Origin of the sequence: Mycobacterium basiliense, assembly GCF_900292015.1 — a bacterium.
GTDB lineage: Bacteria > Actinomycetota > Actinomycetes > Mycobacteriales > Mycobacteriaceae > Mycobacterium > Mycobacterium basiliense.
The window spans coordinates 1,350,075-1,375,581 of record NZ_LR130759.1 but is presented as its reverse complement, the minus strand read 5'-3'; the positions used below and the strand labels follow the sequence as shown (position 1 = coordinate 1,375,581).

At 64.3% G+C, this 25,507-nt stretch carries 21 protein-coding genes; 3 read left to right on the top strand and 18 right to left on the bottom strand.

All coding sequences use genetic code 11. From position 1 onward, the window contains the following. Window positions 1–12 precede the first annotated feature (12 nt). The 9 genes from secA to MB901379_RS05755 all read right to left on the bottom strand — a co-directional run bounded on the left by secA (window position 13) and on the right by MB901379_RS05755 (window position 12,738). Window positions 13–2,874 carry a preprotein translocase subunit SecA gene (gene secA / locus MB901379_RS05795; RefSeq protein WP_158015760.1) on the bottom strand — a complete coding sequence of 954 codons (2,862 nt, stop codon included), beginning with the start codon at window positions 2,872–2,874 and terminating at the stop codon, window positions 13–15. 112 nt (window positions 2,875–2,986) lie between these two features. Next, a complete protein-coding gene (hpf, locus tag MB901379_RS05790) occupies window positions 2,987–3,631 on the bottom strand; it encodes a ribosome hibernation-promoting factor, HPF/YfiA family (RefSeq protein ID WP_174236991.1) in 645 nt (214 codons plus the stop codon). 346 nt (window positions 3,632–3,977) lie between these two features. Beyond that, entirely contained in the window at window positions 3,978–4,622 is a 645-nt protein-coding gene (locus MB901379_RS05785) for a ComF family protein (RefSeq protein ID WP_158015758.1), read from the bottom strand. A gap of 70 nt (window positions 4,623–4,692) precedes the next feature. Beyond that, window positions 4,693–5,517 carry an LmeA family phospholipid-binding protein gene (locus MB901379_RS05780; protein ID WP_158015757.1) on the bottom strand — a complete coding sequence of 275 codons (825 nt, stop codon included), beginning with the start codon at window positions 5,515–5,517 and terminating at the stop codon, window positions 4,693–4,695. A gap of 55 nt (window positions 5,518–5,572) precedes the next feature. Further along, window positions 5,573–7,372, bottom strand: a complete 1,800-nt coding sequence (gene lpqB / locus MB901379_RS05775; protein ID WP_158015756.1) for an MtrAB system accessory lipoprotein LpqB — start codon at window positions 7,370–7,372, stop codon at window positions 5,573–5,575. Then, entirely contained in the window at window positions 7,372–9,051 is a 1,680-nt protein-coding gene (gene mtrB, locus MB901379_RS05770) for an MtrAB system histidine kinase MtrB (protein ID WP_158015755.1), read from the bottom strand. The genes lpqB and mtrB overlap by 1 nt, the downstream gene beginning before the upstream one ends. A gap of 52 nt (window positions 9,052–9,103) precedes the next feature. Beyond that, complete coding sequence (gene mtrA, locus MB901379_RS05765) at window positions 9,104–9,790, bottom strand: two-component system response regulator MtrA (RefSeq protein WP_158015754.1); 687 nt, start codon at window positions 9,788–9,790, stop codon at window positions 9,104–9,106. A gap of 69 nt (window positions 9,791–9,859) precedes the next feature. Further along, window positions 9,860–10,513, bottom strand: coding sequence for a dTMP kinase (locus MB901379_RS05760; protein ID WP_158015753.1), 654 nt, complete (start codon window positions 10,511–10,513; stop codon window positions 9,860–9,862). Window positions 10,514–10,653: 140 nt separating this feature from the next. Then, window positions 10,654–12,738 (bottom strand): PPE family protein, encoded by a 2,085-nt coding sequence (locus MB901379_RS05755; protein ID WP_158015752.1) that lies wholly within the window; start codon window positions 12,736–12,738, stop codon window positions 10,654–10,656. Window positions 12,739–12,983: 245 nt separating this feature from the next. Between MB901379_RS05755 and MB901379_RS05750 the strand changes: the two genes are divergently transcribed. Further along, window positions 12,984–13,229, top strand: a complete 246-nt coding sequence (locus tag MB901379_RS05750) for a hypothetical protein (protein ID WP_158015751.1) — start codon at window positions 12,984–12,986, stop codon at window positions 13,227–13,229. On the opposite strand, the gene ahcY is transcribed toward MB901379_RS05750, so the two are convergent. From ahcY to MB901379_RS05720, 6 genes are all read right to left on the bottom strand, one after another. Then, window positions 13,223–14,701, bottom strand: a complete 1,479-nt coding sequence (gene ahcY / locus MB901379_RS05745) for an adenosylhomocysteinase (protein ID WP_158015750.1) — start codon at window positions 14,699–14,701, stop codon at window positions 13,223–13,225. The genes MB901379_RS05750 and ahcY overlap by 7 nt on opposite strands. A gap of 125 nt (window positions 14,702–14,826) precedes the next feature. Then, the gene (gene alkX, locus MB901379_RS05740; protein ID WP_158015749.1) at window positions 14,827–15,477 is read right to left on the bottom strand and encodes a TetR family transcriptional regulator AlkX; all 651 of its coding nucleotides are present in this window, start codon (window positions 15,475–15,477) and stop codon (window positions 14,827–14,829) included. Next, entirely contained in the window at window positions 15,474–15,656 is a 183-nt protein-coding gene (locus tag MB901379_RS05735; protein ID WP_162334328.1) for a rubredoxin, read from the bottom strand. Before MB901379_RS05735 ends, alkX begins: the two co-directional genes overlap by 4 nt. Window positions 15,657–15,723: 67 nt before the next feature. Next, window positions 15,724–15,885, bottom strand: a complete 162-nt coding sequence (locus MB901379_RS05730; RefSeq protein WP_158018974.1) for a rubredoxin — start codon at window positions 15,883–15,885, stop codon at window positions 15,724–15,726. An 11-nt stretch (window positions 15,886–15,896) separates the two neighbouring features. After that, the gene (locus MB901379_RS05725; protein WP_158015748.1) at window positions 15,897–17,183 is read right to left on the bottom strand and encodes an alkane 1-monooxygenase; all 1,287 of its coding nucleotides are present in this window, start codon (window positions 17,181–17,183) and stop codon (window positions 15,897–15,899) included. Window positions 17,184–17,294: 111 nt separating this feature from the next. Continuing rightward, the gene (locus MB901379_RS05720) at window positions 17,295–18,779 is read right to left on the bottom strand and encodes an amino acid permease (RefSeq protein ID WP_158015747.1); all 1,485 of its coding nucleotides are present in this window, start codon (window positions 18,777–18,779) and stop codon (window positions 17,295–17,297) included. Between the two features lie 101 nt (window positions 18,780–18,880). On the opposite strand from MB901379_RS05720, the gene MB901379_RS05715 reads away from it, so the two are divergent. Beyond that, entirely contained in the window at window positions 18,881–20,227 is a 1,347-nt protein-coding gene (locus MB901379_RS05715; RefSeq protein ID WP_408632365.1) for an FAD-dependent oxidoreductase, read from the top strand. A gap of 96 nt (window positions 20,228–20,323) precedes the next feature. Beyond that, window positions 20,324–21,721 carry an FAD-dependent oxidoreductase gene (locus MB901379_RS05710; RefSeq protein ID WP_158018973.1) on the top strand — a complete coding sequence of 466 codons (1,398 nt, stop codon included), beginning with the start codon at window positions 20,324–20,326 and terminating at the stop codon, window positions 21,719–21,721. On the opposite strand, the gene manA is transcribed toward MB901379_RS05710, so the two are convergent. Genes manA through MB901379_RS05695 form a run of 3 tightly spaced genes read right to left on the bottom strand, consistent with a single transcriptional unit; the run spans window position 21,699 to window position 25,445 of the window. Continuing rightward, on the bottom strand, window positions 21,699–22,925 hold the full coding sequence (gene manA / locus MB901379_RS05705; protein WP_158015745.1) for a mannose-6-phosphate isomerase, class I: 1,227 nt from the start codon (window positions 22,923–22,925) through the stop codon (window positions 21,699–21,701). The two genes, MB901379_RS05710 and manA, sit on opposite strands and share 23 nt — an antisense overlap. 7 nt (window positions 22,926–22,932) lie before the next feature. Then, a complete protein-coding gene (locus MB901379_RS05700) occupies window positions 22,933–24,045 on the bottom strand; it encodes a TobH protein (protein ID WP_158015744.1) in 1,113 nt (370 codons plus the stop codon). Beyond that, window positions 24,042–25,445 (bottom strand): phosphomannomutase/phosphoglucomutase, encoded by a 1,404-nt coding sequence (locus MB901379_RS05695; protein WP_158015743.1) that lies wholly within the window; start codon window positions 25,443–25,445, stop codon window positions 24,042–24,044. The genes MB901379_RS05700 and MB901379_RS05695 overlap by 4 nt, the downstream gene beginning before the upstream one ends. Window positions 25,446–25,507 lie beyond the last annotated feature (62 nt).

Below are 25,507 nucleotides of genomic sequence, written 5' to 3'. Positions count from 1 at the left end.
CTAGCCGGCAAATCAGCGCTTCTTCACCGATTTTGGCGGCTTAGGGCCCCGGCCCTGTCGGCGAGCGGCCTCACGCCGCTCACGCCGGCTGGCGCCGGCCGGCACCCCGGCCGGTGTCTTCTGCGCGGCGCCGCCGTTGCGCTGGACCTGGGCCGAGCCGTCCTCCGCGGGCCCGGAATACGTCAGCGCAGGCGAGTCGTTCTCAATGCCCTTGGCGCGCAATCTGCTTGGCGCCTCCTCGCCCCCATCCGCGGACGCCTCGCCAGCGCCACGTTGCTGCGCAGCTGCCGCCGCCGCGGTCGCGAATTCGGCCAAGTCTTCGGGTTCTGCCACCGGTGCGACCTCAACCTGGGGAGCCGGGACCGCCTCGACGCTGACATTGAACAGGAACCCCACCGATTCCTCTTTCATGCCGTCCAGCATCGCCATGAACATGTCGTAGCCCTCGCGCTGATACTCCACCAGCGGGTCGCGCTGCGCCATCGCGCGCAGCCCGATGCCCTCCTTGAGGTAGTCCATTTCATAGAGGTGTTCACGCCACTTGCGGTCGATGACGTTGAGCAGCACGTTGCGCTCCAGCTGGCGCATGGCGCCCTCGCCGGCAAGTTCCTCAAGCTCGGCTTCTCGTGCAGCATAAGCACGTTCAGCATCTTTGAGCAGGGCTTCGAGCAACTCGTCACGGGTGAGGTCGTCACGATCGGAGTCCTCGTCCCGCCGCATCAGCGTGTCGGCTTCGATGCCCATTGGGTACAGCGTCTTCAGCGCGGTCCACAACGCGTCCAGATCCCAATCCTCGGCGTAGCCTTCTGCGGTCGCGCCATCGACGTAGGCGGTGATGACGTCGGTAAGCATCTCTTTGGCCTGCTCTTGCAAATTCTCGCCCTCGAGAATGCGGCGACGCTCGGCGTAGATCACCTTGCGCTGCTGGTTCATCACCTCGTCGTACTTCAGGACGTTCTTTCTGACCTCGAAGTTTTGTTGCTCGACCTGCGTCTGCGCACTCTTGATCGCGCGGGTCACCATCTTGGCCTCAATCGGCACGTCGTCGGGCAGGTTCAGCCTCGTCAACAAGGATTCCAAGGCAGCGCCGTTGAACCGGCGCATGAGCTCATCACCCAGCGACAGATAGAAGCGGGACTCCCCGGGGTCGCCCTGCCGGCCGGAGCGACCACGCAGCTGGTTGTCGATGCGCCGCGACTCGTGGCGCTCGGTACCCAGCACGTAGAGACCGCCCGCGTCGATCACCTCAGCGGCCTCGGCGCCGGCCTCCTCCTTCACCACCGGCAACTCCTGGTGCCAGGCCTCCTCGTACTCGTCGGGCGTCTCGACCGGGTCCAGACCGCGGGCACGCAGCCGCAAATCGGTCAAAAAGTCGACGTTGCCGCCGAGCACGATGTCGGTGCCGCGGCCGGCCATGTTGGTCGCCACCGTGATGGCGCCGCGCCGACCCGCCTCGGCGATGATGCCCGCCTCCTGCTCGTGGTACTTGGCGTTGAGCACGTTATGTGGGATGCGTCGTTTGGTGAATTGCCGGGACAGATACTCCGAGCGCTCGACGCTGGTGGTACCGATCAGGACGGGTTGGCCCTTCTCGTAGCGTTCAGCGACATCGTCGACCACCGCGATGTACTTGGCTTCCTCGGTCTTGTAGATGAGATCCGACTGGTCCGCGCGGACCATTGGCTTGTTCGTCGGGATCGTGACCACGCCGAGTTTGTAGATTTCGTGCAGCTCGGCCGCCTCGGTTTGGGCGGTACCGGTCATGCCGGCCAGCTTGTCGTAGAGCCGGAAGAAGTTCTGCAGCGTGATGGTGGCCAGCGTCTGGTTCTCCGCCTTGATCTCGACGTGCTCCTTGGCCTCGATCGCTTGGTGCATGCCTTCGTTGTAGCGGCGCCCGATCAACACACGGCCGGTGAACTCGTCCACAATGAGCACCTCGCCGTCGCGGACGATGTAGTCCTTGTCACGGGTGAACAGCTCCTTGGCCTTCAGAGCGTTATTGAGGTAGCTCACCAGCGGAGAGTTGGCGGCCTCGTACAGGTTGTCGATACCGAGCTGGTCTTCGACGAATTCCACACCCAGCTCGTGCACCCCGACGGTACGTTTGCGCAGGTCGACCTCGTAGTGGGTGTCTTTTTCCATCAACGGCGCCAACCGCGCGAATTCGGTGTACCAGTTGGAGCTGCCGTCGGCCGGACCGGAGATGATCAGCGGGGTACGGGCCTCGTCGATCAGGATGGAGTCGACCTCGTCGACAATGGCGAAGTTATGCCCGCGTTGCACGCAGTCTTCGAGTGAATGCGCCATGTTGTCGCGCAAATAATCGAAGCCGAACTCGTTGTTGGTCCCGTAGGTGATGTCCGCGTTGTAGGCGATGCGTCGCTCATCGGGCGACATCTGTGCCAGGATCACCCCGACGTCTAGGCCCAGGAAGCGGTGCACCCGGCCCATCCACTCGCTGTCACGTTTGGCCAGGTAGTCGTTCACGGTGACGATATGCACGCCCTTGCCGCCGATACCGTTGAGATAGGCCGGCAACACCGAGGTCAGGGTCTTGCCCTCACCGGTCTTCATCTCGGCAACGTTGCCCAGGTGCAGCGCCGCCGCACCCATTACCTGGACTTCGAATGGCCGCTGGTCAAGCACCCGCCAGGCCGCTTCGCGGGCCACCGCAAACGCTTCTGGCAGCAACTCGTCGAGGCTTTCCGGGTTTTTCGCGTCGGTGTGCCGCCTCTTGAACTCGTCGGTTTTAGCCCGCAGCTCGGCGTCGGTGAGCTTCTCGACGTCTTCGGACAACGTGTCGACATAGTCGGCGACCTTCTTGAGGCGCTTGACCATGCGACCTTCACCAACGCGCAGCAACTTCGACAGCACAGCTATGTCCCCTGTAGGTAGGAGTCTTCGTCTTATATAAGGCGACTCCCATCGTAGGTGACGACGTGGCGAAGGCCGCCGACCATCAGTTGGGCTATCTCAAGCGGCTATCTCAAGCCAGTCGAATCAACCCATAGTCGTAGCCGTGCCGGCGGTAAACGACGGTCGGCCGTTCGGTCTCCTTGTCGAAGAACAAGAAGAAGTCGTGCCCGAGGAGTTCCATTTCATACAGCGCATCATCAACCGACATCGGCTTGGCCGGGTGCTCTTTGATACGCACGATGCGCCCTGGCTCGTGGTCCACGACCGCGCCGTCATGATCGTGTGGCTCGGCGGGTTTCGCATCGAAGGCCCGCTCCGGCGGTAGCACCGCAGCGGTCGCCTCGGCCAATGACACGGGCGTCTTGTCACCGTAGTGCACCTTGCGGCGGTCCTTGCTGCGGCGCAGCCGACTCTCCAATTTCACTACTGCGGACTCCAGCGCGGCATAAAAGCTGTCGGCGCAGGCCTCGCCGCGCACGATTGGCCCGCGTCCGCGAGCGGTGATCTCCACGCGCTGACAGGATTTGCGCTGGCGACGATTGCGTTCATGGTCAAGTTCGACGTCGAACAGATAGATGGTTCGATCGAGCCGCTCGCAGCGGGCGAGTTTCTGGGAAACGTAGATGCGAAAGTGATCGGGAATCTCGACGTTGCGTCCTTTGAATACGATCTCGGCGTGCGAGGTCGGCTCGACCTGTTCGTCGGCTCCGGCCATGGGCCGGTCCAGAACCTGATCGGAATCCGCGGTAAGCCTTGACATACGTGACAACTCGTTTCTCTTTCCACGTCACACGCGCCCTGCGTGCACGGCATTCAGATATGCGCCGACGAGGGTTGGAGCGGCTTAGCCAAGTCACCGCCACAGGCTGCCCGCCGGAGCAAGATGTCGAATACTCACCTCCTACCGCGGGTGTACTTGAACCTAGGAACAACCTGGGAACAACTCGGGAAATCGCGACCGTGAGTCATAAAACGTTGTCTCCGACGTTAGCTCGTGTTTGCCTCGCCGTGCCACCACTTTGGCGCACCTGTTTCGAGTTCTTCACGAACTCTTGTCATCTTTATGCCGCAGCGATCGCTAGCACGGCGGCAACCCGGATACCAACGGCCTGCAGCACGCGAACGGACTCCCGCGCCGTCGCCCCGGTGGTGACGATGTCGTCAACGACCATGACTTCGCTGTGCGCTGCGGTGCCCAACCGCGTGGTGTGCAGCCGCACCCGGCCCGCGATGTTGCGTTCACGATCGGCGGCGCCCAGGCCCACCGAGTCGCGCGCCAGCGCCTTGATTCGCAACGCCGCAACGACACTGATCTCCGGGTGGCCTGCCACCGCCGCGCCGACGATGCGGGCAACCGGATCACCGCCGCGCCGGCGCGCCGCGGCGCGTCGCGTGGGCGCGGGCACGATCGTCACCGGGGTTCGGATTAAGCCCCACCTCAACAACCGGTGAACGCCGACGGCCAAGACCCGCGCCAGCGGCGTCACCAGGTCGCTGCGGCCGCGCTCTTTCATCGCGAGGATCGCGTGGCGCCGCGCACCGACATAGCGGCCAAGCGCGAGCACCGGCACCTGTGGGTCGATGCGGGGAGTCACCACCCGCGGCGCATCGGCAGCCACCAACAGCTCCGTGGCGCAGTCGGCGCACCAACGCGTCGATGGTGTTCCGCAGCCGCCGCATTCCAGCGGCAGAATGAGGTCGAGCACATGTGCAGTGTGCCGGCAGTGGGTGACAAGGCGACCGAGTTAACGCCGGCCAACCTGTCGAGCCGAGGTGCTAGCCTCGCCACCACGACGGCCAGGTGAAGCTGAGCGCACCCTGACTCAGCCGAGTGATGAGGTCCTCGAGATACCTCATTGGCAGGTCCATTCGCCATTCTGGCAGCAGGGCGGACAGCTCCAAAGAATCCACGCCCAACGTGACGTCGGTGATCAGCAGGCCCTGGGGCAGATCGGGCAGCGGAACCCGGTAGGAAGGGGTCCGGCCGGGCAGCGTCCACCGCCGTTGGCCGGTGACCACGGCGCGCGGCCGCAGCCACAACGTCGCGCCGACCACATCGGCGTCTACCTCGAGACCACCCCAACCAGGCCGACGCGCCCAACGGAGTCGAGCGATCCCATCCTCCGACAGCTCACTGCGCAGTTGCGGAGCCACCTGCTGCAGTACCTCCTCGAAGACCGCTGCCGGCAGCGTCGATGACAGTTCGACCGGCGCCGCCACCACGACCGGGGGCACGCCCGGACGGATGTGCACGTTGCGTAGGACGGCAACGGCGCTGTGCAGATGCTGCCCATCCCACCTGATATCGCGGGCGGCCACTCGAACCTCGCCGAGTTGACCGACGGCCAACCCTTGCGGATCGAGCGCGGAATCCAGCTCGGTGACGGTCAGCAGCACATCACGGTCGCCGATACGCACCGTGACTTCCTTGCCGACCAGCAGCTGCTGCAACGTGGTGAACAACGTCCGGTAAGGCATGGCGACGGCATGGGCCGCCCCCGCGCCCACCGACGGCAACCCGGTCGACGACCACAACGAGGCCAAAACATCCAGGGCGCGGAAGGGATCATCCCAACGCAAAAAGGGGACTTTGGGCGACATCGATAAGCGCCTCCTCACTGCGAGGGTAGTCGGTGCGGTCGGAGCGGCCCAGCGCCTATCCCGGTAGCACCGGCGCGGCCCCGGCCACCATCAGACCGGACACCTCTGTCCAACCTTGTTGGCCGTCCGCGGACGACGCCGAGTACATCAGCACCCCTTGCGGACCCGCGACGTACACCGCCGACGGGTTGGCCGCGATAGCGAACAACGGTATCTGCAGGCCTCGAGCGGGGGCGTCGGAATTCACCCCGTCGAGGTTCACATACGACACCGGATGGGTGACATCGTTGCGGGTCACCACGATGTCATCACCGGTTCGCCAGGACAACGACACCACCGAAGTACCCAACCCGAAACCCAGCCGCCGCGGATAGGTCAGGGCGAACTGCCCGGCCTGGGTCTGCTCGACGCTGGCGAGGATCACCTGCCCATCGATCACCATCGCGGCCCGGGTCCCATCGCGAGACAGCTGCAGGTCGGTGATCGCCCCCGGAAAGCGACTGGCCACCGCGGTGGAATCCACCGGAATCCGCGCCGGTTGCCCTGACGCGGGTTCCTGAATCGCCCGCAGCACGTTGTTGGTATCGACCACCACCCAGACCGCGTCGTCCAACGACCAGCTGGGCCGCGACAAATTGTGGCCGTCGGCAGCCTGGACCGCCTCACCGCCCAGATCGCCGATCCACAAGGAGGCCGCGACATCGGGGGCGCCGCGACGCAGCGTCACCACCGAGGCCACCAGGCGGCCGCTGCGGGACAGCGCGGCACCGGTTTGGTCTCCCATCCGTCCGAATGCGCCGGGCACGGTGGTGATCCGCTGGCCGTCCAGCGCGACCAGCGACCCGCCGACCAGGGCATGCAGTCCTGCCCCCGCACCGTCGGCAACGCCCGGGTCGGTGGCGGCGACGTCGGAGGTGGTCCATCCTTCGGCGAACCGGTCGTCGAGCGGGGCACCGTCAGCGTTGATGACGTAGGGCCCCCTGATGTCGGCGCGGGCCAGCGTCCAAATGATCTGTGCGGCCAGCAATTGCCTACTGTGCGGGTCGGTGGTGGCGAGTTTCTCCAGATCGATGCGCGCGCCACCGTACCCCTTGCCGATGCCGCTCTTGCCACCATCGGCACGGGTCACCGGACCGCGCAGCCGCAGTGGCGGGGCCAACAGGTTGCGCACCGAGCGCGCCATCTCCGGACGGGGACCCGCCAACAGCTTGGACACCAGCTCGGTGGCCAGCTGGTCGTGATCGGACACGGCAACGTAGCGCGGGTCGGGAACCACCGTCTTGCCGGTCGGGTCCGCGAAGTACAGCGTGTTGCGCTTGTAGGTGGATTGGAATTGCTGCCAGTCCAAAAACACCCCGTTGGGCAGACGATCGATGCGCCAACCACCAGATGTCTTCACCAACTCGATCGGTCCGGGGTCGGGCAGCTCGCCTTCGGCGGTTTCAAAGACCCCCATGTCGGACAGCGAACCCAGGATGTCCGCTCGCATGGTCGCCGAAACTCGTTCGGCACCACGGGTTTCGACGAATACGACGTGGTCGATCAGGAGCGCGCTGCCGGCGTCATCCCACGAATTGGAGGCCGACTGCGTAAGAAACTGTCGGGCCGCAAGATGCCGGTTGGCCGGGTCCGCCGTTGCCTTGAGGAATTCGCGTAGCAGCACATCGGGATCCATGCCAGGGATCGGCTTGGGCAGGTTCGACGGTGCCGGTCGCTCGACGGTGCCGATGGCTTGCGGGGCCGAGGAGCTGGGCACGCTCGCGCAGCCGCCGAGCAGCGCACCCGCGAACAGCAAGGCCAAAACTTTCGGAAAAACCCGTGGACCAAACCGACCTGCCGCCGGATATCCCCGCATCAGCCGCTCCACTCCGCGTGCTCGCGTGGACGCTGGCGTTCGTCGTGCTCCGTTACGTTCGGTTGTGGGGCCGGTTGCGGGACCGGTTTCATGGGCAGCGGGCTGGTGGTGACCTTATGGCCGCGGACCAGCGGAAGCGTCAGCCGGAAACAGGCACCCTGGCCGGGCTCGCCCCACGCCTCCAACCGTCCCTGATGCAGCCGGGCATCTTCGACGCTGATCGCCAAGCCCAGCCCGGTGCCGCCGGAGCGCCGCACCCGCGAGGGGTCCGCGCGCCAGAACCGGCTGAACACCAGCTTCTCCTCACCGGGCCGCAGCCCCACCCCGTAATCACGGACGGTGACCGCGACGGTGTCTTCGTCGGCGGCCATCCGGATGCGCACCGGTTTATGTTCGGCGTGGTCGATGGCGTTGGCGATCAGGTTGCGCAGTATCCGTTCCACCCGGCGCGCATCGACCTCGGCGATCACCTCTTCGGTGGGCAGGTCCACGAGCAGTTCGATGCCGGCCTCCTCGGCCAGATGGCCCACGTTCCCCAGCGCGTTGTTGACGGTAGCGCGCAAATCGACCGCCTCGACAGACAACTCGGCCACCCCGGCGTCGTGCCGGGAGATTTCCAGCAGGTCGTTGAGCAACGACTCGAACCGGTCCAGCTCGCTGACCATCAACTCGATGGAACGACGCAGCGTCGGGTCCAGGTCTGCGCTGTGGTCGTAGATCAAATCGGCCGCCATTCGAACCGTGGTCAGCGGGGTGCGTAGTTCATGGCTGACATCGGAGGTGAACCGGCGCTGCAGGTTGCCGAACTCCTCGAGTTGGGTGATCTGACGGGACAGGCTTTCCGCCATGTCGTTGAACGACAACGCCAACCGGGCCATGTCGTCTTCACCGCGCACGGGCATGCGTTCGGAGAGATGGCCCTCGGCGAATCGTTCGGCGATCCGCGACGCCGACCGTACCGGCACCACGACCTGGCGCGATACCAGCAGCGCGATGCCGGCCAGCAGGACCAGCAGCACCAGGCTGCCGGTCGCCATCGTGCCTCGCACCAGCGTGATCGTGGCCTGCTCGTTGGCCAGGGGAAAGATGAGATACAACTCCAGGTTCGCCACCCGCGACGACGTCGGCGTACCGACGATGAGCGCCGGGCCGGAGAAACCATCGGTATGCACGGTGGCGTACTGGTAGGCGGCCTGCCCAGCCTTGACGAACCCGCGCAACGCGGGGGGCACCTGGTCGACGGGACCGGCCGTGGAGGCGGCCCGCGGTCCGTCCCCCGGCACCATCAGCACCGCATCAAAGGCGCCCGCTTGGCCGGCACCCGAGGCGGGATCAGTTTTCGACGTCAGCGTGTTTCGGGCCAGTTGCAGGCTGCTGTCCAACGACCTCGTCTCTTCACCGTTGACGATTCCGCTGACGGTGTTGCGCGCTCGCTCGATCTGGTCGATCGCGGCCTTGAGCTTGATGTCGAGCACGCGGTTGGTGACTTGGCTGGTCAGCACGAAGCCCAGCGCCAACACCACGGCCAGGGAAAGTCCAAGGGTCAACGCCACGACTCGCAGTTGCAGCGACCGGCGCCATGCGACACCTACGGCTCGACTCAACGCACTCAAGCCTCGTGTCATCGGGCCAGAGCGCCCCCAACGACCCCGAATGCGTCGCCGCGAGCCCCAAATCAATGGCGCCGCTCCTTAACCTCGCGACGACGCTGGGCGTCGTCGCCGGCGCGGATCACGGAGGTCCGGCCTTGTAACCCACTCCTCGAACGGTCAATACCACGGTCGGGTTCTCCGGGTCTTTCTCGACCTTGGCCCGCAGACGCTGGACGTGCACGTTCACCAGGCGGGTATCCGCCGGGTGCCGGTACCCCCACACCTGTTCGAGCAGCACATCACGAGTAAACACCTGGCGGGGTTTGCGTGCCAGCGCAACCAGCAGGTCGAACTCCAGCGGCGTCAGCGAGATCTGCTCACCATTGCGAGTGACCTTGTGTGCCGGCACATCGATATCGACGTCGGCGATGGAGAGCATCTCGGCGGGCTCATCGTCGTTGCGGCGCAGCCGAGCACGCACCCGAGCGACCAGTTCCTTGGGCTTGAAGGGCTTCATGATGTAGTCGTCGGCACCCGACTCAAGACCCAACACCACATCGACGGTGTCGGTCTTGGCGGTCAGCATCACGATCGGCACGCCGGAATCGGCGCGCAACACCCGACACACGTCGATGCCGTTCATGCCGGGCAGCATCAAATCCAATAGCACCAAGTCGGGGCGCAATTCACGCACCGCAGTCAGGGCCTGAGTACCGTCGCCGATGACCGCGGTGTCGAAGCCCTCCCCACGCAACACGATGGTCAGCATCTCAGCCAGCGAAGCGTCGTCATCGACGACAAGAATCCTTTGCCTCATGATCTCCATGGTGGCACCAGTTCGGTATAAAACTGACGCGCCACACGGGCGTTTCTTGCTTGATTAGGGCAAATACTGTCAAATTCTCCCGTCCGGGGCCGTCGGCGACATCAAAGTCGCCGCCAGATCACCCGGATCGACATCCGCGTCGACGACCAGCCAGGGTCCGCCCCATCCGGCGGCGGCCAACTCGGTATACACCAGGCCGGTGCGCCGCTGCAGTTCGGCGTCGCGTTCGTAGCTGTCGCGCGGCCGGCCGGGGTCCTCGCGGGCCCGCCCACGCGACCTTTCCCCGGCGAGCTCGACGGGCACCGCGAGCAGCACCTGCCAGTCGGGCTCCGGCAACCCGAACCGTTGATACTCCATCCGCCGCACCCAGGCCACCGCCGCGCCGGCGGAGCCCTCATGCAGGCGAGCCGCGCTGTAGGCTGCGTTGGAGGCCACGTAGCGGTCCAGCAGCACCACCTCGTAGGCCAGACACAAACCGTGGATCTCCTCTACTGCGGCGGCCCGATCCAGCGCGAACAGCGTCGCCATCGCGAACACCGACGACGCAAGATCACCGTGCTCGCCATGCAGAGCCTCTGCGGCGATATCGGCCGTGACCGAGCTCCCGTAACGGGGGAAGGCCAGCGTGGCCACCGACTTTCCGGCGGCCTCGAACTCCGTGCGCAGGCCCTCGGACAGGGTTCGCTTACCCGCGCCGTCCACGCCTTCGATCGCGATCAGCACCGCATCAGCCTATTGCGGGCCTATTGCGGGCCATTGCGGGCGTAGGGCGGGCGTAGGGCGGGCGTAGGGCGGGCGTAGGGCGCGGCTAATGCGCGACATGCGGAACCGCCGCGGAGCGGGTCGGTAACCCACCGTCAGCCTCAGTGGAACGGCCCGGACTTGACGTTCTGCGCGTTGAACAAGCCCGATACCTGGTTGCCCAGGTTCCCGAAGCCCGAGTTGAACGTCTCCAACAACCCCGGGGTAAAGGTACCCGCGTTGAAGAATCCGGAGATGAACGTCCCCGAGCTGTTGACGAAGCCCGACATGAAGCCGGGGTTGATGCCCTCGGGGCCGGTGTTTCGGAAGCCCGAGCTAAACGAGCCGGCATTCAAGAAACCAGAACCGAAGTTGCCATGGTTCTCGAAGCCCGAGGAGCTAATGGTGCCCCCTTCTATGTTGTCACCGGAGTCAAAGCCCGAGTTGCCGTTGCCTTGATTAAAGGCGCCCGATTGGTTGACCCCCCCTTTGCCGAATGGTCCGTCGAAGTCATTGGAGAAGCCCGAGTTCACCACCGGTTGATCAAAGGGGCTGAACGGGCCGGTGTTGAGATTGCCCGCATTGAGAACGCCCGTATTTGTGCCGCCGGAGTTGGCGTAGCCGGTATTGATGCTGCCCGAGTTGAAGCCACCGGTATTGATGCTGCCGCCGTTGAAGCTGCCAAAGTTTGCAGTTCCGGCATTGAACGATCCCGTGTTGGTGTCACCCGAATTGAAGAAACCCGTGTTGGTGTCACCCGAGTTGAACAAACCGGTGTTGGTGTCGCCCGAATTGAACAGGCCGGTGTTGGTGTCACCGGAGTTGAAGTAGCCGCTGTTGGTGGAACCCGAGTTGCCCCAGCCAGTGTTGAGCGTGCCCGAGCTGCCGACGCCGGAGTTGAATTCGCCCGAAGTGAAGAATTCGGTGCTCAGTGGACCAACTCCCAAGCCCGAGTTGGCGATTCCGATGTTCTTGTCTCCGGAGTTGAAGAAACCCACGTTGTCGTTGCCGGAGTTGAAGAGGCCAATATTTCCGTGGCCACTGTTCAGCCCGCCGAAATTGATACCGATCTGGTTGTCGCCGGTCAGCCCGAAGCCAATGTTGTTGCTGCCTTTGTTTCCGAACCCGATGTTGTGACTACCCAGGTTCCCCCAACCGACGTTGCCGTCCCCAAGGTTGCCACTGCCGACGTTGACAGAGCCCGTGTTCCCACTGCCGAAGTTGGTGCTTCCGGTATTCCCCAAACCAAAGTTGGAGTCTCCGGTGTTTCCGCTGCCCAAGTTCGCGTTGCCGCTGTTCCCGGAACCAAAGTTGTGGCTGCCGATGTTCCCACTACCGAGGTTCAAGTCGCCGATGTTGCCGAAGCCAAAGTTGGTGTCACCGGTGTTGCCGCTACCCAGGTTGAACATGCCCAAATTGCCGCTGCCCACGTTGAAATCGCCCAGGTTTCCGCTGCCCAGGTTGAAGCTGGACAGGAGCTGTGCCGTGGAGTCCCCGTTGCCCGAGTTGCCGTTTCCGCTGCCCAGGTTGAGATTGCCGAAGTTGCCGTTACCCAGATTGTTGTTGCCCGTGTTTCCGCTACCCAGATTGAGATCTCCGATATTGCCGATGCCCAGGTTGAAGTCACCGATGTTGCCCGGGGTGAAGTTGAGGATGCCGATGTTGTCCGGCAGCGGTATGACGATTCCCCGCGACGTCAGCTCCCACGGTGCCAACTGCGCGGCGGCCGCCGACGCTCCGGCGTGGTAACCGGACATGGCGGACACGTCCTGGGCCCACATCTCCTCGTAGTTGGCCTCGACCGCCGCAATCGCCGGCGCGTTTTGACCGAACAGATTCGAAAACACCAAGGACACCAGCTGGGTGCGGTTGGCCGCCACCGCCAGCGGATGGACGATCGCCGCCCGCGCCGCATCAAAGACGGCGGCCACCCCGTTGGCTTGGGCCGACACCTGGTCGGCTTGAGCCGCAGTCGCGGTCAGGTGCCCAGCGTAGGCCTGCGCCACACCCGTCATCGCCTGGGCCGCAGGACCTTGCCAAAACTGACCGGTCAGCCCCGAGGTCAGCGCGGAAAACCCGGCCGCCGCCGACTGCAATTCGGCGGCCAATTCACCCCAAGCTTCGGCAGCCACCAGCATCGGCTCGGGGCCCGCACCGGCAAACATCAACATCGAATTGATTTCCGGTGGCATTACTGAAAAATTCACTGCAATTTCCCCTTCCGGTCGTGACTATTGGCGACCGCTACGCCCAGCATTGCGACGGAGTCTACATAGCCTCGAGTAAACCGGAATAGCTTTGGGACACTTAATAATTCATAGTTCGATGACATTATTCGTAGCTCATGAGATGCACGTAATAAAGTGGATCTCTTAGCAATTCAGACATCGGCGAATTCAGCCGGAGTTCCCAGTTTCAGAATTGCATGGACCGCTTAGGAATTCACAGTTACATGAAATACATGCACGGCGACACCGCCATCGATGGCGAGTTAATCGCAGAGCGCGCCCCGGCCCGCGGACGGACCGGGGCGGCGTCGCCGGACGCACCGCCGTCAGTAGCGGTGACGCGGGCGGTCGGGTCGGGTGCGCCCGCGCGCGCCGGTGAGTACGACATTGCTGCGGTTGGCCTGCTGCGGCACCGCGGCGACGTCGGGTCCCGCCACAGCTGGAGTGCGGGAAACCGCCTAGGTCAGTAGCGGTAGTGGTCCGGCTTGTACGGGCCTTCGACGTCGACACCGAGGTATTCGGCCTGGTCCTTGGTCAGCTTGGTCAGCTTGCCACCGAGGGCCTCGACGTGGATGCGGGCCACCTTCTCGTCCAAGTGCTTGGGCAGCCGGTACACCTCGTTGTCGTACTCATCGTTCTTGGTCCACAGTTCGATCTGAGCGATCGTCTGGTTGGCGAAGCTGTTGCTCATCACGAACGACGGGTGCCCGGTCGCATTACCCAGGTTCAGCAGCCGCCCTTCGGACAGCACGATGACCGAGCGCCCGGTGTCACCGAAGGTCCACAGGTCGACCTGCGGCTTGATGTTGGTCCGCGTCGCCCCGGAGCGCTCCAGGCCGGCCATGTCGATCTCGTTGTCGAAGTGGCCGATGTTGCCCAGGATCGAGTGGTCCTTCATCGCCTTGATGTGCTCGAGCATGATGATGTCTTTGTTGCCGGTCGACGTCACGACGATGTCCGCGTCACCGATGGCGTCCTCAACGGTGACGACGTCGAATCCCTCCATCATCGCCTGCAGCGCGTTGATCGGGTCGATCTCGGTGACCTGGACGCGGGCGCCCTGGCCCTTCATCGCCTCCGCACAACCCTTGCCGACGTCGCCGTAGCCACAGATCAGGACCTTCTTGCCGCCGATCAGCGCGTCGGTGCCGCGGTTGATGCCGTCGATCAACGAGTGCCGGGTGCCGTATTTGTTGTCGAACTTGGACTTGGTCACCGAGTCGTTGACGTTGATCGCCGGGAAAGCCAGGTCCCCGGCCGCGGCGAATTGGTAGAGCCGCAGCACACCGGTGGTGGTTTCCTCGGTGACGCCCTTGACCGACTCGGCGATCTTGGTCCATTTGCCCTTGTCGGTCTCGAAGCGGCTGCGCAGCAGGTTCAGGAAGACCTTCCACTCCGCGGAGTCGTCTTCCTCAGCGGGTGGCACCACACCGGCCTTCTCGTACTGCATGCCGCGCAGCACCAGCATGGTGGCATCGCCACCGTCATCGAGGATCATGTTGGCCGGCTTGTCCTCGTCGGGCCACGTCAGCATCTGCTCGGCGCACCACCAGTACTCTTCGAGCGACTCGCCCTTCCAGGCGAACACCGGCACGCCCTTGGGCTCCTCGGGCGTGCCATGCGGACCGACGACGACAGCGGCGGCCGCGTGGTCCTGGGTAGAGAAGATGTTGCAGGACGCCCATCGAACTTCGGCGCCCAGCGCGGTGAGGGTTTCAATCAGCACCGCGGTCTGGACGGTCATGTGCAGCGAACCCGAGATACGGGCGCCTTTGAGGGGCTTCACCTCGGCATATTCGCGGCGTAGCGACATCAGGCCGGGCATCTCGTGCTCGGCGATCCGGAGCTCTTTGCGACCGAAATCCGCTAGCGACAGGTCGGCAATCTTGAAATCGATGCCGTTCTTTACGTCGGCAGAGAGCGCAGTTTCGGTCGTCGTCATACGTGTTTCATCCTTCTTACTTTGGGGGTCGAGGGGCACTCAACGGGTGGCTAGAGGCTACTCAAGGCTACTTAGCCTAAATATGCTCTTGTGCCACTGTAGCCGCCGACCCCAAGCCTCGCAGGTCAGGGGACATTAATCACACCGTGACGCTCTGCGAACGGCGTCATCAACCTGGCCAAATCCGCAGCCACGTCGTGGTCCGCCTCTGGTGGCATCGACACGTAGCTCAACGACAGCCGCACGATCGCTCGCGCCAGCACGTTGGCGTCGTCGTCGCTGGTGGCCACCCAGGTCTGGGTGAATGCCGTTGCCAGTCGGGCCGACGCACGGGTGATGATCGGAGCGCTGTCGGTGGTGATGAGCTGCAATAAGTCGGGCTTCGCGACCCCGGTCAACAGCGAGACGACCAGCGGATCGGCCGCCGATTCGCTGAAGAACGACCGGAAGCCTTGCAGGAACGATTCGTAAATGTTGCCCACGTTGGCATCCAGCGCGGCGTGCACCTTGTCAACCAGGCGGTCGGCCAGGCGCAGCGCGTACCCCTGCGCCAGCCCCTGTCGCGAACCGAACTCGTTATAGATGGTCTGACGGCTCACGCCCGCGGCACGGGCAACGTCGGACAATGTGATCGCCGACCAGTCGCGGGTCAGCAGCAGATCCCGCATTGCATCCAGCACCGAATCCCGCAGCAAGACCCGGGATGCTTCGGCGTAGGGAATACGCTTCACAGGCGCGACCATATCTGTTTTGGTAGCGAAGTTGGTGCTGATCATGAGCGAGCCACCTCAACCATCACAAAGTCCGTCTTCGCGGCGCCACAGTCCGGGCAACTCCAGTCCTCCGGGATGTCCTCCCACCGGGTGCCGGGCGCAATGCCTTCATCCGGCCAGCCCAGCTCCTCGTCGTACTCGAAGCCGCATTGGACACATTGATACAACTTGTAATCACTCACTGAGGTGCCTCCTTTCAACAGCCCGACTCCTCCGCCCGCCGTGTGCACGACAAGCATCGTCACCGAACTAGATCCTTTCGAAATCAACTTTCTCGCGCACTGCGCAATCCGGACAGCACCAATCGTCGGGAATCTGGTCCCATCGGGTGCCGGCTGGAAATCCTTCCCTGGGGTCGCCTTTAGCCTCGTCGTAGACGTAGTCGCAGACCGGGCACTGGAAGGCGTTGATCTTGACTTGGGTCATGCCGAACCCTCTTGCCCGGCCCCGTACCGCGCCAGCATCTTGGTCCGGACCCGCGGGTGCAGATTGACCCTGCTGATGTCACCGTCGTAGTGCTCTAGCACCCGGTGATCCATCACCTTGCGCCACAGCGGCGGGAAGTAGGTGAGCGAGATCATCGACGCGTACCCACTGGGCAGGTTGGGCGCACCCGACATGCTGCGCAACGTCTGGTAGCGGCGGGTGGGGTTGGCGTGGTGATCACTGTGCCGCTGCAGGTGATACAGGAACAGGTTGGTGACAATGTGGTCAGAGTTCCAGCTGTGCATCGGCGCGCAGCGCTCGTAGCGGCCTTTTCCAGCAGCGGTGGCGATCTGCTGCCGCAAAAGTCCGTAGTGCTCCAGGTAGTTCACGGCCTCGAGCAGGCTGAACCCGAACACCGCCTGGATGACCACAAACGGAATCAGGCCCACCCCGAAGATCGCGATCAGCGCACCCCACAGCACGACTGACATGGCCCACGCATTGAGCACGTCGTTGCCCGGATATGTCCTCGGGTCCCAAGGGCTGCGGCCCAGCCGGCGGATCCGCTGCGCCTCCAGCCCGACCGCGGAGCGCAGGCTGCCGAACACCGTCCGGGGCAAGAATTCCCAGAACGTCTCCCCGAAACGGGCCGATGCTGGGTCCTCCGGGGTGGAGACACGGACGTGGTGACCCCGGTTGTGCTCGATATAGAAGTGGCCGTAGCAGGTCTGTGCCAGGGTGATCTTGGACAGCCAGCGTTCCAGCGACTCCTTCTTGTGCCCCATCTCGTGGGCGGTGTTGATGCCGACGCCGCCTAGCACACCGATGGTCAGCGCCACGCCGATCTTGCCCACCCAGCCCAAACCGCCGTGGGTGTCCGGGAAGCCGAGCCAACTGAGGTTCGACGCGGTGAACAGGTAGGCACCCAGCACCACGCTGAGGTACTGGAACGGGATGTATATGTAGGTGCAGTAGCGGTAGTACTTATCGTTTTCCAGCCGCTCCATCACCTCGTCGGGTGGGTTCTGCCCATCGGGCCCGAACCGCAGGTCCAGCAACGGCAACAAGCCATAGACCAGGATCGGCCCGATCCACAACGGCAGTTGGGCGGCGGTATGCCAGCCCAGCTGGTTGATCCCCCAAACGAGCGGCAGCATCACGAACAACGCCGTGGGGGCGATCAAGCCCATCAGCCATAGGTAGCGCTTCTTATCCCGCCACTCCCCCACCTCGGGGTCTCGAGCCGGCGCACCAGGCGCATCGGAGCTGAACTGTGTGGTCATATGCCAAACCTCCTTGTGAGTCACACCACGTTGAGGTTGGACAATACTTATCGATTCGTCTGCTGTCTAGACACAGACAATCAATTTGTAAAAAGACTTTCCAAAAGTCCCCTATTTGTCGACAGCCGCGTTGGCGAGCTCCCTTCGCCCCTGCACCGAGTGTTTGCGCCCGTAGCCGAGGTAGATCGCCGTGCCGACCAGTAGCCACACGGCAAACCGGATCCAGGTCAGAGCCGTCAGGTTCAACATCAACCACAGGCAGGCGCACAACGAGGCGATCGGCAGCAGCGGCACCCAGGGCACCCGAAACCCACGTTCCAGATCGGGCCGGCTCCTGCGCAGAATGATCACGCCCGCGGACACCAGCAGGAACGCGAACAGGGTGCCGACGTTGACCATCTCTTCGAGCTTGGTGATCGGGAATACCGATGCCGTCGCACCCACTGCCACCGCGACCAGCACGGTAATCCGGACCGGGGTGCCGCGTGACCCGGTCTTGGCCAACTGCCGCGGCAAGAGCCCGTCGCGCGCCATCGCGAACAACACCCGGCACTGCCCGAGCATCAGCACCATCACCACGGTGGTCAGTCCGGCCAGCGCTCCCACGGAGATGATGCCGCTGGCCCAGTACACCCCGTTGGCCGTGAACGCGGTGGCCAGGTTCGCGTGCCCACCGCCCGGGACCGAGCGCAGCTGCGTGTAGGAAACCATGCCGGACAGCACCACCGATACCGCGACGTACAGCAGGGTGACGATGCCCAGTGAAACCAAAATGCCCCGCGGGACATCGCGCTGGGGATGTTTGGTCTCCTCGGCCATGGTGGCCACGATGTCGAACCCGATGAACGCAAAGAAGACGATCGACGCCCCGGCCAATACCCCGTACCAGCCGTAGTGACTCCCGGCGGCTCCGGTCAGCAACGACAGAACGGACTGGTCGGCGCCCCTGTCGTTGTGGCCGGCCTCAGGTTTGGGGATGAACGGCGAGTAGTTGGCGGTCTTGATGTAGAAGGCGCCGACCACCACGACCAAGATCACCACCGACACCTTGATCCCCGTGACAACCGCGGAAAACCGTGACGACAACTTGGTGCCCAACGCCACCAGGGTAGCCACCACCGAGACGATCAGCAGGGCGCCCCAGTCGACCGTCATCGAGCCGAGATGGACTGTGCCACCTGCGAATCCGAAGACCGTGCCGAGGTAGCTGGACCAGCCTTTGGCGACGACGGCCGCACCGACGGCTAACTCCAGCACCAGATTCCAGCCGATCACCCAGGCCAAAAACTCACCGAAGGTGGCATAGGAGAAGGTATACGCGCTGCCGGCTACCGGCAGCGTCGAGGCGAACTCGGCGTAGCAAAGCGCCGCCAGCGCACAGGTGGCCGCAGCCATCAAGAACGATACCCAGATGGCTGGGCCGGTGATGTCACCGGCAGTCGATGCGGTCACCGTGAAAATGCCGGCGCCAATCACCACCGAGACACCGAAAACCACCAGGTCGCGCCAGGTGAGGTCCTTCCGCAGCCGAGTCTCCGGCTCGTCGGTGTCGGCGATCGATTGTTCTACCGACTTAGTACGCCATCGACCGCCCATTCACATCCCTCTCACGCACGTTTCCAGCCTGCTGTGACCGCACAGTACTGGGTACGCTGCGGGGAATGCGTTCGACCGTGCAAAACCGGAACGACCACGCGCTGGTGATCGGTGCCAGCATCGCGGGTCTGTGCGCCGCACGCGTGCTCTCGGACCGCTACGCCAAGGTGACCGTCTTCGAACGCGACGACCTGCCGAACACGCCGTCATCGCGCGCCACGGTGCCCCAGGACCGGCACTTGCATCTGCTGATGGCGCGCGGCGCGGTGGAGCTGGACAGCCTGTTCCCCGGACTGTTGAGCGATCTGGTGGCTGCGGGTGTGCCCATGCTGGACAACCGTCCGGACTGCATCTACCTGGGTGCGCTGGGTCACGTATTGGGAACCGGACAGCGGCTTCGCCAGCCGTACACCGCCTACCTCCCGAGCCGGCCCCATTTGGAGTGGCAGATGCGACGGCGGGTGCTGGCCCTCGACAACGTCACCATCCAACAACGCGCCGTGCGCGAACCGCGGTTCGACCGCACCCACGAGCGGGTTACCGGCCTGGTATTGGACTGCGGGAGCGGTGATCCGGAATTCGTGGCGGCCGATCTCGTCGTCGACGCCGCGGGCCGAGGTAGCCGGCTGCCAGTGTGGTTGACGCAATGGGGATATCAACGCCCGGCCGAGGAAATCGTGGACATCGGCATCAACTACGCCACTCACCGGATCAGCATTCCCGACGGCCTCATCCGGGAGAAGATGGTGGTGACCGGCGTCCGCGGCGAGCGATCGCTCGGGTTGGGAATGTTGTGCTACGAAGACGGCAACTGGATCTTGACAACCTTTGGGGTGGCCAAAGCCAAACCGCCGGCAACATTCGAAGAGATCCGTGAGCTCGCGTGCCGGCTGCTGCCGAACCGGTTCACGGCCGCACTTTCCCGGGCCCAACCCATCGGTGGCCCGGCATTCCACGCCTTTCCGGCCAGCCGATGGCGACGCTACGACAAACTGAGGCGCTTCCCGGGCGGAATCGTTCCGTTCGGGGATGCCGTCGCCAGCTTCAATCCCACCTTCGGGCAGGGCATGACGATGGCGTTTCTCCAGGCCGGCCATCTGCGGCGCGCCCTGCGGCCCCCGGACCGGGAACCAGCCGGCAAACTCAACCGGGCCACAGCCAAGACCACCCGACCGGTGTGGACGATGAACGCGGTCGCCGACCTTTGCTTCCAACACGCCGATGGGCACATGCCCAGGTGGTATCGACCCGTCGGGGCGCTCTACGACCAATTTCTCGGGGCCGCCGAAAGCGATCCCGTGCTCGCCGAATGGTTCTTGCGTCGGGTCTCACTCCTCGACAGCCTCTACCTGGTGCCGTCGGCTCCGATCGTCGGCCGCGCCGTGGCGCACAACGTGCGGCTGTGGCTTCGCGAACGCAACCAGAAACGGCGCACCGCCGCGGTTTGACGCAAATTCCCCTCGGTGCAATCAAATTACGCACGGCACCGTAGTGGGTACTCTGCGGGCATGAGGGGGAACTCGATAGACACCAAGGACCACGCGGTGGTCATCGGCGCCAGCATCGCCGGTCTGTGCGCGGCGCGCGTGCTTGCCGATTATTACCGCCGGGTGACGCTGTTCGAGCGCGACCAGCTGCCGACCACACCGGCCAACCGCGCCACCGTTCCACAAGACCAGCACCTGCACATGTTGATGGCACGCGGGGCCGACGAGTTCGAACGGCTTTTCCCGGGTCTGCTGGGCGACATGGTGGCCGCCGGAGTGCCGATGCTGGAAAACCGGCCGGACTGTATCTATCTGGGCGCCGGCGGGCATGTGCTGGGCACCGGACACACCCTGCGCGACGAATTCACCGCCTATGTGCCCAGCCGACCACATCTGGAATGGCAGATCCGGCGGCGAGTTCTCGAGCTTGACAACGTCGAGATTGTGCAGCGGTCGGTCGCCGAGCCACGGTTCGACACCGCCCAGCAGCGGGTGACCGGCGTGCTGCTCGATCCCGCAGCCGATGGCCAGACCGGTGCGCCCGAATTCGTGACTGCCGAGTTAGTCGTCGATGCCGCCGGCCGGGGTACCCGGTTGCCGGCGTGGTTGGAGCGGTGGGGCTATCAGCGTGCACCGGAGGCAACCGTGGACATCGGCATCCACTACGCCACCCACCAGTTCCGCATCCCGGAAGGGTTGCTCCGGGAGAAAGTGGTGGTCGCCGGCGCGTCCCACGACCAATCGCTGGGTTTGGGCATGCTGCATTACGAGGACGGTACGTGGGTGCTGACAACCTTCGGGGTGGCAAATGCCAAGCCGCCGAGGACCTTTCCCGACATGCTCGCCCTCGCCGAGCAACTACTGCCCGACCATTTCAACGCGGCGCTGGCGCACGCGGAACCCGTCGGCGAACCGGCATACCACGCATTTCCGGCCAGCAAATGGCGCCGGTACCACAAGCTGAATCGCTTCCCGGCCGGGATCGTGCCGTTCGGGGATGCGGTAGCCAGTTTCAACCCGACGTTCGGTCAGGGTATGACGATGACGTCGCTGCAAGCCGGTCATCTGCGTCGGGCGTTGGCATCTTCACACCGAGCGCCCGACGTCGACGTTGCCGAACAGTTCAACCGGCTAACGGCGAAGACCACCTATCCGGTGTGGATGATGAACGCCATCGGCGACATCACCTTCCACCACGCCGCCGCCGGTCAAATCCCGTGGTGGTGGCGACCATCCGGTGCGCTATTCGACCAATTCCTCGGGGCCGCAGAGACCGAGCCCGTTCTCGCGGAATGGTTTTTGCGCCGATTCTCCCTGCTCGACAGCCTGTACATGATTCCGCCGCCCCGGATCCTCGGCCGTGCCATTGCCCACAATTTGCGGCTCTGGGTTGGTGAGCGTCGGCACGCCGCCAAAAAGCGACGACGAGCTCTCACAGCCCAACCGTCGCCCTAAACAGCTTGGCCGGTTCCGATGCCAGCAGCCGGATCGGTCCGTCGTCGGCGGCTACCCAAGCGGCCTGGCCATGTTCGAGCAACAGCGACTTGGACTTCCCGTGCACCATCGTCGAACCTTCCGTGCACAACAAGATCTGGGGACCGTCGTGGCTGCAGGATGCATCGATCTCGTGGCCGACATGATCACCGTCGAGCGCCAACAGCGCGACTGCGAACTCGTCGGTCGGGGTGTCATAGATCAGCTCCAGCCCGTCGTGGCGGACCGCTGGCCGCAGCTCGGACTCGGCGGTCGGGGTGAAATCGAGCACCCGCAACAGCTCCGGCACATCGACGTGTTTGGGGGTGAGTCCGCCTCGTAAGACGTTGTCGGAGTTGGCCATTACCTCAAGGGCAAAACCCCGCATATAGGCATGCAAATTGCCGGCCGGCAGAAATATCGCCTCGCCGGGAGACAGGCTGATGCAGTTAAGCAACAACGCTGCCAGCACGCCGGCGTCACCGGGATAGCGCTCACCCAGTTCAAGTACCGTCTTGGCTTCGGACTGGAATTCCATAGCGCCAGAGCTGACATAGTGAATGGCCCCGTCGAGCACGGCCGGCACCAGCACGTCGATATCGGGCTGCGGCGCGGTGATCCAGGTGGTGAACAGCGCGCGCAAACCGTCAGCGTCGGACTGGTCGCTCAGCAAATCGATGAACGGGTCGAGGTCGGACACGGCCAGCGCCTGCAACAGCTCGCTGGTGCGAGCCGCCGGCCGGAATCCGGCGAGCGCCGTAAAGGGCTGCAGTGCCACCAGCAACTCCGGCTTGTGGCTGGTGTCGCGATAGTTGCGGACCGGTGAGGACACCGGAATGCCAAGCCGTTCCTCACGCCGGTAGCCCTCGACCGCCTGCTCGGCGCTGGGATGCGCCTGCAACGATAGTGGTTCGTCGGCGGCAAGCACCTTGACCAGGAACGGGAGCACATCGCCGAACCGCGCCCGCGAGCCGGGACCGAGTTGTCCCTCCGGATCGGCGGACAACGCTTCAAGCAGCGAGGTTTCGCCGTTCTCGGTTTCCAACCAGGCCGGGTCCCCCGGGTGCGCGCCAAACCAGAGTTCAGCCTCGGGGTGGGCCGCCGGCACCGGCCTCCCGGTGAACTCAGCGATGGCGGTGCGCGATCCCCAGGCGTACGTCCGTAACGCTCCGCGTAGCAGTTCCACTTTCTACCTATCCCCGCACGAGTCGCTGATACACCGCGGCCATCTCCAGCCGAACGGCCAATACTGCCAGTTGCTGCTCGGCCTGTTGTGTGCCGGTCATCGCCCCATCCGACCCGGCGAGGGCACCGGGCACACCCGGGACCTGTGCCGCATCCTCCGCCGCCACCACATAGACGTCACTAAGCCCGGCAACCCGAGCGCCCACGACCGCCCGCTCCTCGGCCAACGTCAGCGCCAGCACCCGCATCCGCTCGGGCAGCGGTCCGTCGATCTGCTCATCATGGAATAGCGCATTCGCCGAGTAGCCGTCATCGCCGACGCCCGACGTCATACCCGTCCGCAGTGCCACCATCGCGTCGGCCAGCCAGCTGGCCGCGGCCACCTGATGCGCGACCCGCAACAACACCGAACTGCCGTGTCTGGCCAGCGCCAGTGTGGCGGCGTTGTCGCCAACCAAAGCGACCCGGCGGCCGGTGATGCGGGCGGCAAGCGTCTTGGCTGGGTTGGTGAACACCTCGCGGCCGGCACCGTTACGGAGTGCCTCGGCATCAAGCTCGTCGGCGAGCGATGACAGGTCGATACTCAGCCGGTGATCAACCGTCCTGAGCACGGCCAACCCGGCGGCCAGGTACCGGGAGAATCCGAATGCGTCTGGTACCGGCAACCGTGGCGCCAACACCGCAACCCGGCCGGCCGAGCAGTCGCGCAGCGGCCCCTGGTACGGAGCCACCACGACCACCCTCGCCCCGCGGCGCACGCCGGTCGCGGTGGCGGTGACCAGAGCGGGATCACACGGGTCGTCACCGGCAACGACCACCACGTCCAGCGGCCCGACCCAGGGTGGCGCTTCGCGCGCGATCACGATCGGCGCACTGGCCGCCGCACCCAAGGTAGCGGCCAGCATGACCCCCGCCGCTTCGGCGGTACCCCGGCCGGCCACCCAAATCACCGTGCGGGGCCGGTCGTGGCCGTGCAGTGAGTCGAGTTCGCCCTCGTCTCGAGCGGCGGCAACGGCACGCACGTGTGCACCCGCGGTCGATGCGGCTCGCAGCAGGCCTTCCCGATCCGCAGCAATCAGGCCATCGGTGTCTTCGAGATCGATCGCCTGGGTGGCGTTCACGTTCCCGTCTCTCCCCCCGGTTGCTGGGCGGCGATCTCGTCGCTGACCTGCCGAACCAGCGCGTCGACATCATCACCGGTGCGCGCCTCCACGTTGAGCCGCAGCAAGGGCTCGGTGTTGGAGCTACGCAGGTTGAACCAGCTGTCGCCACCCAAGTCCACCGTCACCCCGTCCAAACGGTCGATGGCGACGATCCCGGTACCAAAGGACTTCAGTACCGCATCCACACATAACGATGCGTCGGCCACCCGAAAGTTGATCTCGCCGGACGATGCATAGCGTTGATAGTCGGCGGTGAGTTCCGACAATGGCCGGCCCTGCTCGCCAAGGGCGGCCAGCACGTACAGTGCGGCCAGCATTCCGGAATCGGCGCCCCAGAAGTCACGGAAGTAGTAGTGCGCTGAGTGTTCGCCACCGAATATCGCGCCGGTATCGGCCATCAGCGCCTTGATGTAGGAGTGCCCTACGCGCGAACGCAGTGGCGTGCCGCCGCGTTCGATGACCAGTTCTGGCACCGCACGCGAGGTGATCACGTTGTGGATTACGGTGGCCCCGATCTCTCGCTTGAGTTCGCGCGCGGCCACCAGGCTGGTCACCGTGGACGGCGAGACCGGCTCGCCACGTTCATCTACCACAAAGCAGCGGTCAGCGTCTCCGTCGAAAGCCAATCCGATATCCGCGCCGGTTTCACGCACGTACGCCTGTAGGTCCACCAAGTTCGCCGGATCAAGCGGGTTTGCCTCATGGTTCGGGAAGGATCCGTCGAGCTCAAAGTACAACGGCAATAAGGTGATCGAGTCGATCGGACCGAGCACCGCAGGAGCGGTGTGGCCGGCCATGCCGTTGCCGGCGTCCACGGCCACCCGCAGTGGCCGCAACCCGTCGGTGTTCACCAGCGATCGTAAGAACACCCCGTAGTCGCCGAGCACATCCTTGTCGGCAATCGTCCCCACCAATCCATCGCCCGCGGCCACCGGCTCAGCGTCGATAAGATCCTCACGGATGGCGTTCAGCCCGGTGTCGGCGCCCACCGGTTTGGCGCCGGCCCGGCACAGCTTGATGCCGTTGTAGGCCGCCGGATTGTGGCTGGCGGTAAACATGGCGCCGGGACAATCCAGATTGCCTGAGGCGAAATAAAGCTGATCGGTAGACGCCAGACCGACCCGCAGCACGTCCAGGCCCTGGCCGGTCACCCCGTTTGCGAACGCGGCAGCCAACGACGGTGAGCTATCGCGCATATCGTGGCCGATCACCACCTGGCGCGCACCTTCGACAGCCATCAATCGAGCGAACGCGGCGCCGATATCGGCCGTGAGCGATTCATCGATCTCCTCACCGACCAACCCGCGAACGTCGTATGCCTTGATGACACGATTGATAGCCGCGGCGGGCCAAGACATGGCGGGCTCCTGACGACCTAGTTTTCTTCGGCTGTTGTCCGCCAGCCTATCCGCCCACCAAC